The organism is Falsiroseomonas sp. HW251, assembly GCF_050563545.1.
Classification (GTDB): Bacteria; Pseudomonadota; Alphaproteobacteria; order Acetobacterales; family Acetobacteraceae; genus Falsiroseomonas.
The window spans coordinates 1-13,023 of the sequence record NZ_JBNXUM010000052.1; the positions used below are offsets into that span (position 1 = coordinate 1).

Annotated in this window: 13 protein-coding genes; 7 read left to right on the forward strand and 6 right to left on the reverse strand. The window is 72.2% G+C overall.

From position 1 onward, the window contains the following. From ACLF3M_RS33635 to ACLF3M_RS33645, 3 genes are all read right to left on the reverse strand, one after another. On the reverse strand, positions 1–477 hold the full coding sequence (locus tag ACLF3M_RS33635; protein ID WP_430661393.1) for a RidA family protein: 477 nt from the start codon (positions 475–477) through the stop codon (positions 1–3). Between the two features lie 164 nt (positions 478–641). Further along, the gene (locus tag ACLF3M_RS33640) at positions 642–1,352 is read right to left on the reverse strand and encodes a metal-dependent hydrolase (RefSeq protein ID WP_430661394.1); all 711 of its coding nucleotides are present in this window, start codon (positions 1,350–1,352) and stop codon (positions 642–644) included. 45 nt (positions 1,353–1,397) lie between these two features. Further along, positions 1,398–2,051 (reverse strand): TetR/AcrR family transcriptional regulator, encoded by a 654-nt coding sequence (locus ACLF3M_RS33645; protein ID WP_430661395.1) that lies wholly within the window; start codon positions 2,049–2,051, stop codon positions 1,398–1,400. Positions 2,052–2,181: 130 nt separating this feature from the next. Between ACLF3M_RS33645 and ACLF3M_RS33650 the strand changes: the two genes are divergently transcribed. Then, positions 2,182–3,372, forward strand: a complete 1,191-nt coding sequence (locus ACLF3M_RS33650; protein WP_430661396.1) for an HlyD family secretion protein — start codon at positions 2,182–2,184, stop codon at positions 3,370–3,372. Then, positions 3,369–4,943 (forward strand): DHA2 family efflux MFS transporter permease subunit, encoded by a 1,575-nt coding sequence (locus tag ACLF3M_RS33655; protein WP_430661397.1) that lies wholly within the window; start codon positions 3,369–3,371, stop codon positions 4,941–4,943. The genes ACLF3M_RS33650 and ACLF3M_RS33655 overlap by 4 nt, the downstream gene beginning before the upstream one ends. Positions 4,944–5,094: 151 nt before the next feature. Here ACLF3M_RS33655 and ACLF3M_RS33660 read toward each other — a convergent pair whose 3' ends face one another. Continuing rightward, entirely contained in the window at positions 5,095–7,359 is a 2,265-nt protein-coding gene (locus ACLF3M_RS33660; protein ID WP_430661398.1) for a xanthine dehydrogenase family protein molybdopterin-binding subunit, read from the reverse strand. Positions 7,360–7,363: 4 nt separating this feature from the next. Continuing rightward, entirely contained in the window at positions 7,364–8,326 is a 963-nt protein-coding gene (locus ACLF3M_RS33665) for a radical SAM protein (RefSeq protein ID WP_430661399.1), read from the reverse strand. Positions 8,327–8,466: 140 nt separating this feature from the next. Between ACLF3M_RS33665 and ACLF3M_RS33670 the strand changes: the two genes are divergently transcribed. The 5 genes from ACLF3M_RS33670 to ACLF3M_RS33690 all read left to right on the forward strand — a co-directional run bounded on the left by ACLF3M_RS33670 (position 8,467) and on the right by ACLF3M_RS33690 (position 12,801). Next, positions 8,467–9,372 carry a DMT family transporter gene (locus ACLF3M_RS33670; protein ID WP_430661400.1) on the forward strand — a complete coding sequence of 302 codons (906 nt, stop codon included), beginning with the start codon at positions 8,467–8,469 and terminating at the stop codon, positions 9,370–9,372. Between the two features lie 69 nt (positions 9,373–9,441). Further along, positions 9,442–10,257, forward strand: coding sequence for an ABC transporter permease (locus ACLF3M_RS33675; protein WP_430661401.1), 816 nt, complete (start codon positions 9,442–9,444; stop codon positions 10,255–10,257). Beyond that, a complete protein-coding gene (locus ACLF3M_RS33680) occupies positions 10,254–10,931 on the forward strand; it encodes an ATP-binding cassette domain-containing protein (protein ID WP_430661402.1) in 678 nt (225 codons plus the stop codon). Before ACLF3M_RS33675 ends, ACLF3M_RS33680 begins: the two co-directional genes overlap by 4 nt. After that, positions 10,928–11,920, forward strand: a complete 993-nt coding sequence (locus tag ACLF3M_RS33685) for an MlaD family protein (RefSeq protein ID WP_430661403.1) — start codon at positions 10,928–10,930, stop codon at positions 11,918–11,920. Before ACLF3M_RS33680 ends, ACLF3M_RS33685 begins: the two co-directional genes overlap by 4 nt. Further along, positions 11,917–12,801: a hypothetical protein gene (locus ACLF3M_RS33690; RefSeq protein WP_430661404.1), complete on the forward strand. Its 885-nt coding sequence runs from the start codon at positions 11,917–11,919 to the stop codon at positions 12,799–12,801. The genes ACLF3M_RS33685 and ACLF3M_RS33690 overlap by 4 nt, the downstream gene beginning before the upstream one ends. Here the strand turns inward: ACLF3M_RS33690 and ACLF3M_RS33695 are convergent. Beyond that, positions 12,732–13,004 (reverse strand): hypothetical protein, encoded by a 273-nt coding sequence (locus ACLF3M_RS33695; RefSeq protein ID WP_430661405.1) that lies wholly within the window; start codon positions 13,002–13,004, stop codon positions 12,732–12,734. The genes ACLF3M_RS33690 and ACLF3M_RS33695 overlap by 70 nt on opposite strands. Positions 13,005–13,023: the final 19 nt, after the last annotated feature.

A 13,023-nucleotide genomic window follows, 5' to 3' on the forward strand; every position in this document is an offset into this window, starting at 1 on the left:
CTAGGCGGCTTTGCGCGGCCGGGCGGCGCTGACCTCGATCTCGACCAGCCAGTCGGGGTTGGACAGCGCCGCAACCTGGAAGACCGTGCGGACCGGCAGGTTGGGCTGGATCGGGGTGCCGAAGAAGGTGCGGTAGGCTTCCATGAAGCCCTCGAAATCCATCCGGCCGTCCTTCAGGGGATCGCCGACCAGGAAGACCTGCATCCGCACGATGTCGCCGAGGTCGAGCTGCAGCCGGTGCAGCGTCGCCTCGATCGTGCCGAGCACGGACATGGTCTGCGCCCGCGTGTCGCCGAGATCGCTGCGCGACAGCGGCGGCGAGACGCCGGACAGGTGCACCATGGACACGTTGCCCTGAACCTCGACCGCGGAGGCGACCGGGAAGTCGGACCCGGCGGTGCGATGCCGCGCGACCTCCGGCGTTGCTGCCGGGGAGGACAGCGTCGGTATCAAGGCGATGACAGGAAGGACCCTCACGGCACGGTCCTCAATCTTTCACCCGATTCCGTATCGGGAACCCGTCGCAATATGGAAAACATAACAGACTTAACGCGGAGCCGCCACGGTTCGTCGCGTCGGCGCGAACAAATTTTCCGTTGCCCCTACCGGCGGGGCAGGGGAGCCCCTGCCACCACGGCAGATCAAAGCGTCATGGCCACGCCCTTCTCCGGGACGACGACCCGGGCCTCCGCGCCTTCCATGGCCTTGATGAAGGCGTCCGGGGTCTGCTGGAGCAGGCCGAAGGTGCCCCAATGGCACGGGATGGCAGTCCGCACGGTCGGCAGGAAGCGCCGGACCGCCAGCGCGGCGCGCTTGCCGTCCATGGTGAAGCGATCGCCGACCGGCACGATGGCGACGGAGGGGCGGTGCAGCTCGTCGATCAGCGCCATGTCGGAGAACACCTCGGTGTCGCCCATGTGATAGAGCGTCGGCTCTCCCGGGTCCTTCGGCGTGACCACGATGCCGTGCGGCAGGCCGAGGTCGTGCGTGATGCCGTCATCGTCCATGACGGAGCTCGAGTGGAAGGCGATCGTCAGCGTCGCCGTGAAGTCGCCCTGGTCGGTAGTGCCGCCGGAATTCATGGGGTCCATGGCTGTCAGGCCCTTCTTCCCCAGCCACATGCAGATCTCGTAGTTCGCGACGACCTTCGCACCGGTGCGCTGCGAGATCGCAAGCGCATCGCCGACGTGGTCGGCATGGCCGTGGGTGAGCAGCACATGCGTCGCCCCCGCGGACGCGGCGACGGGATCGCCGTCGAAGACGGGATTGCCGGTCAGGAAGGGGTCGATCATCACGACCGACGTGCCGAATTCGAGGCGGTAGGCGGAGTGGCCGAACCAGGTCAGCTTCATGCGACGTCTCCGTTGGAGAAAGCGGGTGACACTCCTACTCCGCGCTCAGGCGGCGGGGGAGGGGGCCGCAAAGGCGCGGAGGAAGGTGTCCGACGCCGCGTCCACCACCGCCGCGATCTCGGCCTCCGTCGGCTCGCCCGCCAGGCCGAGCACCGAGCGGAGGTAAAGGTCTCCGCGCAGCAGCCCGATCATCTGCTCCGCCGCCAGGCGGGGATCGGCGTCCGCGCGCAGCCGTCCGCGCGACACCTCCTCGGCGATCCAGCCGGTCAGCCAGGCCCGGCCCTGGTTCGGGCCGGCGGCGTGGAAGGCGCGGGCGAGGTCCGGGAATCGCGCGCCCTCCCCGATCACGATGCGGTAGATCGCGAGCGTCCGCGGCGCGAGCATGAAGCGCAGCCAGTGCCGGCCCATCGCCCGCAGCGCCTCGGCGGGCGGCAGGTCGTGCGGGGCCTGGGCCTCGGTCTCGGCCCGGACCTGGGCGAGCCGCTCGGCCACGATCTCTGCGAACAGCGCGTCCTTGCCGGTGAAATGCGCGTAGAGCGTGGCCTTGGACACGCCGGCGGCCTTGGCGACGGCGTCCATGGACACCGCGCCATAGCCCTGGCCGCAGAACAGCAGGGCTGCCGCATCCAGGATGGCGCGGCGCTTGCGCGAGAGAATGCGGGAGACCGGCGGGGGCGCTTCGGCGAGGGCCGTGGACATGGCCGCAATCTGGCGAGGGCGGCGCGGCGAGACAAGGCTAAACTGAACCGTTCAGTTCCGGCTTGCGTTGGGGCTTGCCAAGGCGTAAACCTCCCCTAACTAGACTGAACCGTTCAGTTTGGAAGCCTCGATGAACGCCATCTCCCCCGAAAGCCGAACCAAGGAAGCGCCCAGGGACGGGTTGCTGTCCCCCGTCGGCCCCGCCGAGCCCCTGCCGCGGAAGAGCCTGTTCCGCCGGCTGCGCCCCTTCCTGCTCCTGATCGCGCTGGCCGCGGCCGCGGTCGGCGGCACCTGGTGGTGGACCACGGCGCGTTTCCTGATGAGCACCGACAACGCGACGATCGCCGGCGACATCGCCGTGCTGTCCTCTCGCATCGAGGGCGATGTCGCCGAGATCCTGGTGACCGACAACCAGCGCGTCCAGGCCGGCCAGCCGCTGATCCGGTTGGAGCAGCAGGACTGGCAGGCGCGGCTCGCGCAAGCCGAGGCCAATGTGGCGGAATCCGAGGCGGCCATCGCCACCTTCGGCGAGCAGATCGCCCAGCAGCGCGCCCAGGTCACGGCTGCCGAGGCGCAGGTCGCCTCCGCCGAGGCGGAGCGCCAGCGCGCCGCAACCGACGCCGCCCGCGCGCAGGAGCTGGTGCGCGGCAACTACGCGTCCCGCCAGTCCGTGGACCAGGCGGTGGCCGACCTCCGCAAGGCCGAGGCCGCGGTCGCCGCCAACCAGGCCCAGCTTGCCGTTCAGCGCCAGGCGCTGCCGGTGCTGGAAGCGAACCGCCGCCAGGCCGAGGCGCGGCGGCTGTCCGCGATCGCCTCGCGCGACCTCGCGAAGAACGCGCTGGACTACACGGTCATCCGCGCGCCCTTCGAGGGCATCGTCGGCAACCGCGCCGCGCAGCTCGGCCAGCACGTCCGCGCGGGCCAGCAGCTCATTGCCGTCGCGCCGCCGCCGGAGCGGCAATGGGTCCTGGCGAACTTCAAGGAAACGCAGCTGACCCGCATGCGCGTCGGCCAGCCCGTGATCGTGACGGTGGACGCGCTGCCGGGCCTCGAACTGCGCGGCCGCGTCGAGAGCCTGGCGCCCGCGACGGGCAGCCTGTTCAGCCTGCTGCCGCCGGAGAACGCGACCGGCAACTTCACCAAGATCGTGCAGCGCGTGCCCGTGCGCGTCGCCATCGCGCCGGAAGACACGGAGCGCCTGGCTCTGCTGCGCCCCGGCCTGTCGGTCGAGGCCGAGGTGGACACGCGCGAAAACCCAGATGCGCCGCGCGGCGTCTTCGGTGCCGCGGCCGCCACCGTCCGGGGCCTGTTCGACCGATGAGCGCCACGACCGCAGGCGCGCCTTCCGCGGCGCCCGCGGTCGGGCGCGCCGAATTCATCGGCTTCATGGCGATGGTCTTCGGGATGTTCATGGCCATCCTGGACATCCAGATCGTCGCGGCCTCGATCAGCGAGATCCAGGCGGGGCTTTCAGCCAGCCCCGACGAGGCGAGCTGGATCCAGACAAGCTACCTGATCGCGGAGATCGTCATGATCCCGCTGTCGGGCACGCTGTCGCGGATGCTCTCCACGCGGGTGCTGTTCACGCTTTCGGCACTGGGCTTCACGGCGTCGTCCTTCCTTTGTGCCTTCGCGACCAGCCTGCCGATGATGATCGTCTTCCGCGCGCTGCAGGGCTTCCTGGGCGGGGCGATGATCCCGACGGTCTTCGCGACGTCCTTCCTGCTGTTCCGCGGGCCGCAGCGCGTGCGGATGTCGGTTCTGATCGGCCTGACTGCGACGCTGGCGCCGACGATCGGCCCGACGCTCGGCGGGTATCTCACTCAGGCGTTTTCCTGGCACTGGCTGTTCCTGATCAACGTGCCGGTCGGCGCGCTGGTCGCCTTCGCGGTGTGGTCCACGCTCGACATCGACAGGCCCGACCGGTCGGTGCTGGCGCGCTTCGACTGGTGGGGACTCGGGCTGATGGCGGTCTTCCTCGCGAGCCTCGAATACGTGATGGAGGAAGGCCCGCGCTGGGACTGGCTGGCGGACGAGACCGTGCGCGGCTTCGCCCTGGTCGCCGCGGCGGCCGGCATCGGCTTCTTCTGGCGCACGCTGACGGTGAAGGACCCCATCGTGGAGCTCCGCGCCTTCACCGACCGCAACTTCGCCATCGGCAGCCTCTTCAGCTTCACCGTCGGCATCGGGCTCTATGGCTCGGTCTACCTGATCCCGCTCTTCCTCGGCCGCGTACGGGGCTACGACTCGCTCCAGATCGGCGAGGTGATGTTCATCACCGGCGCCTGCATGTTCGCCGGCGCGCCGATCGCCGGTCGGCTCGCGCGTGTGATGGACATGAGGATCATGCTGGCGCTCGGGCTTGCGATGTTCGGCGTCGCGGTCTGGCTCACCGCGCGCCTGACGGCGCAGAGCGCCTTCCCCGAGCTCGCCTTCCCGCTGGGGCTGCGTGGCTTCGCGATGATGTTCACCATGCTCCCTGTCAACCAGTTCGCGCTGGGGACGCTCGCGCCCTCCATGCTGAAGAACGCATCGGGGCTCTATAACCTCACGCGGAACCTCGGCGGCGCGGTCGGGCTCGCGCTGATCAACACGCTGGTGCAGGACCGCGGCTATCTCCATCGCGTGCAACTCGGCGAACAGGTGAGCTGGGCGCGGACGGGGGCGACCAACTTCGTGGACCAGATGACCAGCGCGCTGGGGCAGCGCCTGTCCGACGCCGACGCGGCGACCGCCGCGCTGCGCCGCGTCTATGCGCTGGTGCAGCGGGAGGCGCTGATCCTGGCCTACAACGACGTGCTGGTGCTGATGGCGCTGCTGTTCTTCTGCGCCATCCCGCTGGTCTTCCTGCTGCGCAAGCCGAACCCGGCCGCGATGGGTGGCGCGCACTGAGGCGGCCACGCCGTACCCCGCTTTCCTGAAGCCCTCTCCCCCAACGGGGGGAGAGGGATGGGTGAGGGGGGCGCGGCGGTGGATGAGCGCTCTCGTCGTCTTGCGCTTCCTCCTCACCCAACCCTCTCCCCCATAAGGAGGGGAGAGGGCTTCAGGACGCCCGCAGCGCTCGGAACACTTTCTCCGCCGTCATCGGCAGTTCCACATGCGCGCCGACCGCGTCGGCGACCGCATTCGCCACCGCCGCCGGCGCGCCGTTGGTCGGCAGCTCGCCCACGCCCTTGATGCCCAGCGCGTTGTTCGGCGAGGGCACGCCCTCCAGCGCATGCGCGAAGGCCGGCAGGTCCCCCGCCCGCGGCATCGCATAGTCCATCAGCGTCGCCGTCAGCAGCTGACCATCCCCATCGTAGCGCGCCTCCTCCATCAGCGCCTGGCCGATCCCCGCGGCGAAGCCGCCATGCAGCTGCCCGGCCAGCAGCAGCGGGTTCACCACCACCCCCGCATCCACGGAACATCCGAAGCGGTCCAGCGTCACGGCGCCGGTCTCCGCATCCACCTCGACCTCGGCCACCGCGACCCCTGCCGGCCAGGTCACCACGGTGTCCGCGAAATCCGCCCGGCCTTCCAGCGCGCCGGCTTCCCTCGCAACATCGAAGACGGACACGCTGCGATCCGTCCCGGCGATGACGTAGCGCCCGGCCTGCCATTCGATGTCCACCGCCGCCGCTTCCAGCAGCCTTGCCGCTGTCTCCTTCCCGCTCTCCACCGCGGCCTCCGCCGCGCGCGACAGCGTGGTGGAGGAGATGATGGTGGAGGACGACCCGCCGGTCCCGCCGCCGCGTGGGATGCGGTCGCTGTCGCCCTGCACGATCCGCACGCGGTCGGGCGTCACCCCGAAGGCCGCCGCGATCACCTGGGCATAGACGGTGCCGTGACCCTGGCCCTGGTTCTGCGTCCCGGTCCGCGCCTCGATCGTGCCGTCCGGCAGGACCTGCACGATGGAGGTCTCGTCGCCCCAGCCGCCGGAGCCATGCAGATGGCACGACAGGCCGCGTCCGCGCAGCCTGCCATTCGCGCGCGACGCCGCCTTCCGCGCGGCATAGCCGGCATCGTCGGCCTCCCGCAGCGCCGCGTCCATCAGCGCCTGGTAGTCCCCGCTGTCGTAATCGTAGCCGAGCGCCGTGCGGTACGGGAACGCCCGCACCAGGTTCAGCCGCCGCAGCGCCACGGGATCGCGTCCGGTCTCGCGCGCCGCGTGGTCCACCGCGCGTTCCAGCAGCACCAGCGTCTCCGGCTTGCCGGCACCGCGCACGGCATCCACGGGCACGGTGTTGGTGAAGGCGCAGCGCATCGCGATGGAGGCCGCCGGGATGTCGTAGAGGCCGGTCAGCACCTTTGCCATGCCGCCGGTCGGGATGGTGGGGTTCACGCTGGACACATAGGCCCCGAAATTCGCAACGGCCTGCACCTTCACCGCGGTGAACCGGCCCTCTGCGTCCAGCGCCAGCGTGATCTCCGCGACGAGGTCGCGCGCATGCGTGTCGCCGAGGTGATGCTCGCTGCGGTCCTGCACCCAGAAGACGCCGCGTCGCAGCCGGTCGGCCGCCAGGCAGACCAGCGCCTGTTCGGGATAGGGCGGCAGCTTCGGCCCGAAGCCGCCGCCGACATCGGGCGTGACCACCCGCAGCCTCTCCCGCGGCCAGCCCAGGATATGGTCGCACAGCATGCGGTGCAGGACGTGCACGCCCTGCGACGGCGTGGTCAGCGTCACGCGTCCCGCGTCCCATTCGGCCAGCGCAGCGCGGGTCTCGAGGTAGCCCGCGACGATGCGCGGGGAGCGCATCGCGAGCCGCGTAACATGCGCTGCCCGCGCGATCGCCGCCTCTACGGCCGAGGCATCGCCCTTGCGCCAGTCGCAGACCAGGTTGCGTGGCGCCTCGTCATGCAGCAGCGGCGCGCCGGGACGCAGCGCGGCCTCGGCGTCCGTCACGGCGGGCAGGGGATCGTAGTCCACCATCACCGCCTCGGCCGCGTCGCGCGCCTGGGCCGGCGTTTCCGCGACCAGCATCGCCACGATCTCGCCGACATGCCGCACGCGCCCCTGCGAAATGGGCAGCCGCGGCGGCTCGACATGGCGGCGGCCATCGGGGAAGCGGATCTCGGTCAGCGCGGGATTGTGGCCGAGGGCGGCGGCATCCTCGGCCGTGATCACCGCCGCGACGCCTGGCATGGCGCGCGCGGCCGCGGCGTCCACGCCCAGCACCCGCGCATGCGCGTAAGGCGAGCGCAGGAACACCGCATGCAGCACGCCCGGCGGCACCAGATCGGCGGTGTAGCGGCCGCCGCCGGTCAGCAGCCGCGGATCCTCGACGCGCCGGAAAGGCCGGCCGAGGCCGGGCAGGACGTCGAAGGCCATGGCGTCAGCGCGAGCAGGCCGCGCCGCCGAGGACGCAGAACTTCGCGCAATGCGGATGGTTCAGCGCCACGGGCCGCGAAGCCTCCTCCAGCGTCGCGCCGAGTTCGAAGGCCGGGTCGTAGGGCAGCAGCGTGCAGGCGACCACGGCCGGCCGCGCCGCGCCCTTGCGCTTCACCACCATGCGCGAGGACGCGCACATGACGCTCTCCGGCGACTTGCCCAGGATGCCCCAGCAGGCCTCCGTGATCTCCGGCACGTCGGCGCGAGCATCCATCTCGGGGAAGAGCATCAGCGCGACCGGATCCTGCGCATCCACGCCGATCCCGTGCCGGGCGAAGAGCGCGCCGAAGCCCGCGCGCAGGCTCGCCTCGTTCTCGCCGCCGAAGGTCCGCCGGCCCGCGACATGCAGCGCGAAGCCCTGCCGCGCGAGCCATTCCAGCCCCTCAATCGTCTTCGCGAAGCTGCCCTCGCCGCGCTCGACGTCGTGATGCGTCGCGTCGTGGTGATCGAGGCTGACCCGGATCGTCAGCCGCTCCGTCCCGAAGCGGTCCTTCAGCGCGAGCAGGTCGCCGGCGTAGCGGCGCATCGGCTGCATCGCATTGGTCAGGACGATCGCCCGCAGCCCCGGCCGCGATAGCACGTCGGCGAGCATCGGTACCAGGTCCGGGTTCATGAAGGGCTCGCCGCCGGTGAAGCCGACCTCTTCGAGCGGCAGCCGCAGCGTCGCGGCCTCATCCAGATAGGCGGTGACCTCGGCGGCGGCGATGTAGGATAGTGCGTCGTTGCGCGGGCTGCTCTCGATGTAGCAGTTCGCGCAGGCGATGTTGCAGAGCGTCCCGGTGTTCACCCAGAGCGTGCCGAGCGCCGCCAGCGCGACCGTCGCGCGCCGCTCCCCCTTCGCCGTCAGTTCGGGATTCCGGAACTTCGCGGGATCGAGCGGCTTCGCGGTCGGGGGCAGTGGCGACAAGAGGCGTCCTCGGCAGCCTGGGGGAGGGCCCTCAATCTAGGGGCGGCCCTGCCGTCCCGCCACCCCGTGCGCACCGCGCATGCCCTCGTCCCGTGCTTGCGGATGGACCGCGCGGGACCGGGCGTGCATTGCTTGCGTCCATGTCCGACCCGCCGACAGGGCGGCGCGACGATCCGATGCGCGGCATCCCGCTGCTGCTGACAGCGATCGCGCTCTTCTCCTGCTCCGACGCCATGGCGAAGTATCTCGGCCGCAGCCTGCCGGCGCCGGAGATCGCGTGGCTGCGCTACCTCGCCTTCTTCGGGTTGGCGTTGCTGCCGCTGATGCGCCGCGGCGGGTCGGGGCTCCTGCGCACGCGCGCGCCGCGGCTGCAGGTTCTGCGCGGCTTCGGCGTGGTGGGATCGGCGATCCTGTTCATCATGGCCCTGCAGAGCCTGCCGATGGCCGAGGCGACCTCGCTCAGCTTCGTCTCGCCGGTCTTCGTGACCGTGCTGTCCATGATCTTCCTGAAGGAGCGCGTGGGCTGGCGCCGCTGGTCCGCGATCGCCGCCGGCCTGGCCGGGATGCTGATCATCGTCCGCCCCGGCAGCGACGTCTTCACGCCGGCGGCCTTGCTGCCCGCGGCCTCGGCCGCGTCCTGGGCCTCGGCGCTGGTCGTGACGCGGAAGATGGGCACGCTCGATCCGCCGCAGACCACGCTGCTCTGGACGGCCAGTGTCGGCTTCGTGGTGACCAGCCTGCTGCTGCCCGCGACCTTCCTGTTCGGCGGGCATCTCGCAATGCCGGACGCCGGCCAGATCGGGCTCGGCCTGCTGATCGGGCTGGTCTCCTCCGCCGCGCAATATCTGGTCGTGCTCGCCTTCCGCTCGGCGCCGGCGACGGTGCTCGCGCCCTTCTCCTACGCGCAGCTCCTGACCTCCGGCCTGCTCGGCCTCGTGGTGTTCGGCAACGTGCCGGATGGCTGGACGCTGCTCGGCGCGGCCGTGATCGCGGCGAGCGGCCTCTACACCGCCCATCGCGAACGCGTGCGCAGCCGGGGCGGCTGACCGGACCGGGCGGGGAACCACCGGCCGTCGCGCCGCGTATCGGCTGCATACGGCAGGGAGGGCCTTGGCGTGTCCGCAACCCATGGCACGGCTTTGCTGCCGCGGCTGCTGGAAAGCCTCGGCGCGCCACCGCGACGCGGTTTGCAGGTTGCGCTGGCCGCCGCCGCCCTGGCGCTCGGCGTTGTCGCGGAAGGCGCGCGGCCCTCGACCTGGCGGCATCCGACCGTGCGCGCCGAGTTCCGGCGGGAGTTGCGGCTCGCGCTGCTCGGCGGGCTGCTCACGGTGCTGGTCACTGGCGTGCTGGTCGGCCTCGGCGCGGTCTACCAGGCGATCTCCTGGCTGTCCTTCCTCGGCCAGGAAGGCCTGGCCGGGCGCATCCTGGTCACTGTGCTGGTGCGGGAGACCGCGCCGATCCTGGTCGGCCTGATCCTGCTCGGCCGCAGCGGCACCGTCACCGTCGTGGAGTTCGGCGCCATCAAGGCCGCCGGCCAGCTCCGCCTGCTGGAGGCGCAGGGCATCGACCCGTTCACGCTGCTGGTGCTGCCCAGGGTGCTGGCGCTGGCCGTCGCGGGCTTCACGCTCGGCGTGATCTTCCTCGCCGTCACGCTCGGCACGGGCTGGCTGGCGGCGGAGTTCCTGGGGCTGCTGCGCACGTCCCAGGTCGGCTTCTTCGAGAACGTCATCGCCGCGACGGAACGCCGCGACTTCGCGATCCTGGCGGCGAAGCTGACGCTGATCGGCGCGCTGGTGGCGCTGATGTCCGCGATCACGGGGATGTCGGCCACCGCGCGCGACACGCCGTCCTACCTGCTGCCGCGCGGCTTCGTGCGCGGACTGACCGCGGTGCTGGTGACGAGCTTCGTGCTGACGGTGACGCTGACATGAGTGTCCTCCGCCTGGAAGGCGCAAGGCCGCTCGACGACGACGTCTCGCCGCTCGAGGCGCCGATGACGCTGGCGCTGGAGCCTGGCGACCTCTGCCTGGTGCGCGCCGCGGACCAGGGCATGGCGCGCGCGCTGACCGAGCTCTGCGCCGGCATCCCGCCGCTCGCCGAGGGCCGCGTCGTCCTGCTTGGAGAGGACATGACGACGCTGCCCCGCCGTCGGGCCGAGCCGCTGCGCGCGCGCATCGGGATCGCGCCCGGCGAGGATGGCTGGCTGCCGCACCTGCCCGTCGAGGACTCCCTGCTGCTCGCCCGCCGTCACCACGGCGAGACCGACGGTGCCGCGTTGCGCGCCGAGGCCGAGGCGCTCTGCCGCCACTTCGGCCTGGACGGGATCCCCGCGGTCTCGCCGCACGAGCTCTCGCGCCTGGACCTCGCCCGCGTCGGCTGCGCGCGCGCCTTCCTCGGCAAGCCGGACCTGCTGCTGCTGGAAAGCCCGCTGGACGCCGAGGCCGCCGACACGCTGGTCGAACCGCTCCGCCGCCGGCTGGACGGCGTGCTGGGCCGCGGCGCCGCCGCGCTCTGGACCACGCGCTCGCACCGCGCCTGGGAAGATCCGTCCTTCGGCGCGACGCAGCGCTTCGAGCTGCACCGCCGCGGGCTCGTCCCGGCATGACGGAGGAGGATCGCGTCCGTCTGCGCCATACCGACCGCTGGGTCGGCGCGCTGGTGCTGCTGGCGATCGGCGTCTTTCTCGCCATCGCCTTCGAGCGCAGCGTGATCAGCCAGTGGTTCGCCGCCGGATCCCGCCTGACCGTGCTGATGCCGCAGGAAGGCGGCGTGGCGGGCCTCTCCTCGGGCTCGGAGGCCGAGGTGCTGGGCATCCGCGCTGGCACGGTGCGGGAAGTTATCGTCGCGCCGGAGGGGCGCATACGCGCGGAGCTCCGCATCGACGACCAGGTCCGCAACTTCATCCGCACCGACAGCGTCGCCACCGTGCGCCGGCGCTTCGGCGTCGCCGGCCCCGCCTATCTCGACATCTCGCGCGGGGAGGCCGGGCCGCTGGACTGGGCGGGCGGCCATGCCGTGATCGAGGCCCGCGTCGAGCAGGCCGCGACCGAGACCGCGGGGGCGCTGCTGGAAGACATGCGCCGCCGCGTCTTCCCGATCCTGGACGATCTGCAGCGTGGCACGCGGGCCTTCGCCGACGCCGCGGAGCGCCTGCCGAAGGGCGAGGGCACGGTCGGAAGGCTGCTGACGGATCCGACCCTGGCGAACGAGGCGGAGGAAGCCGCGCGCCGCGCCAATGCGCTGCTGGAGACGCTGCAGGCCGCCGGGCGCGAGCTGCAGGGGCTGACCGCGTCGCTGTCCGGCGGCGCGCCGCAGCGCGGCCGCGCGCCGCAGGACGGCACGCTGCCCTCGGTGCTGCTGCGCGCCGACCGGACCCTCGCGCAGCTCGAGCGCGCGACGCGCAGCCTGCCGAGCACCACGCGCAACATCCAGCAGGGCACGGAGCCGCTGCCCGGCCTGGTCGTTCAGGCGCAGGAGACGGCGCGGGAGCTCGAATTGCTGGCGGCGCAGCTGCGCGGCCATTGGCTGCTCGGCGGCGACGGGACCGTGCCGCGCGAAAGGCTGCGCCCGGCGGCCGATCGCGTCCGTCCGTGAGGCGGCTGGCGGTCCTGCTGCTCCTGGCTGGCTGCGCCGTGCGCGATCCCGCCCCGCCCGAGGACGAGACGCTGGCGCGGCTCGCGGGCTCGGCCAATCGCGCGCTGGAGCTGGACGAGCCGGGCTCGGCCGCGACGCTGTATCGCCGCGCGCTGGACCGCGCCCGGGAACGCGACGATGCCGGCGCAATCGCCGACATGGCTTTCGGCGAGGCGACGGCGCGCCTCGCCCAGGGCGACGCCGCGGCGGCGGAACGGATCGCGCGCGAGGTGCGGGAGGAACTCGCCCGCCGCAACCGCGCCGCCTCGCCGCGGCTGGTGCTGGTGGAGGCGACCGCGCTGCTTCGCCTCGGCCGCGACGGCCAGGCGGAGGCGTTGGCAAGCCAGGTCGTCCGCCGCGGGGCGGAGGATCCGGCGGCGGCAAAGCGTGCGTGGTTCCTGCTGGGCCTGGTCGCGGCGCGTCGCGGCGACGTCGCGGGCGTGCAGCGCGCCGAGGTGGCGCTGCACGACGCCGGCGACCCTGCCTTCCAGGCTGATGCCGTCGAGCTTGCCGCCCATGTCGCGCTGCTGCGCGGGGATGCCCAGCGCGGCGCCGACGACGCGGCCGCGGCGGCGCTGCTGCGCCAGCAGGCGCTGGACTACCGCGGCCTGTCGCGCGCGCTGGCGCTGGAAGGCGCGGCGCGCGCGGCGCTGGGCGATGCGGCGCTCGCCGCCGATCTCTACCGCAGGGCGGCCCTGGGCGCCGCGCGGCGGGGCGAGCGGGACGACGCCAGGCGTTGGGAGGCCGAGGCCGGGCGCCTGGCGCCAGGCGCTCAGCCCCGCTCGAGCAGCCAGGCCCGAAGCGCGGCGCGCGCATCGCCGGGCTCCGCGCGCTCGAGATAGACGGTCAGGTGGCCGGGCCGGCGGTCGCGCACCACACGATAGGCATGCGTCCACTCGCCGTGCCGGCGGTGCACCACGACCCAGAGCATGGATGCCTCCACCCGCCCGTCGCGCCGCATCCAGTCGCGCATCGCCACGAACTCCGCGGCGTCGCCGGGCGAGAGCAGTAGGTCGAGATCGGGGGCAGCGCCCGCATCCAGCATCGCATCCTCCTCGTCCGGT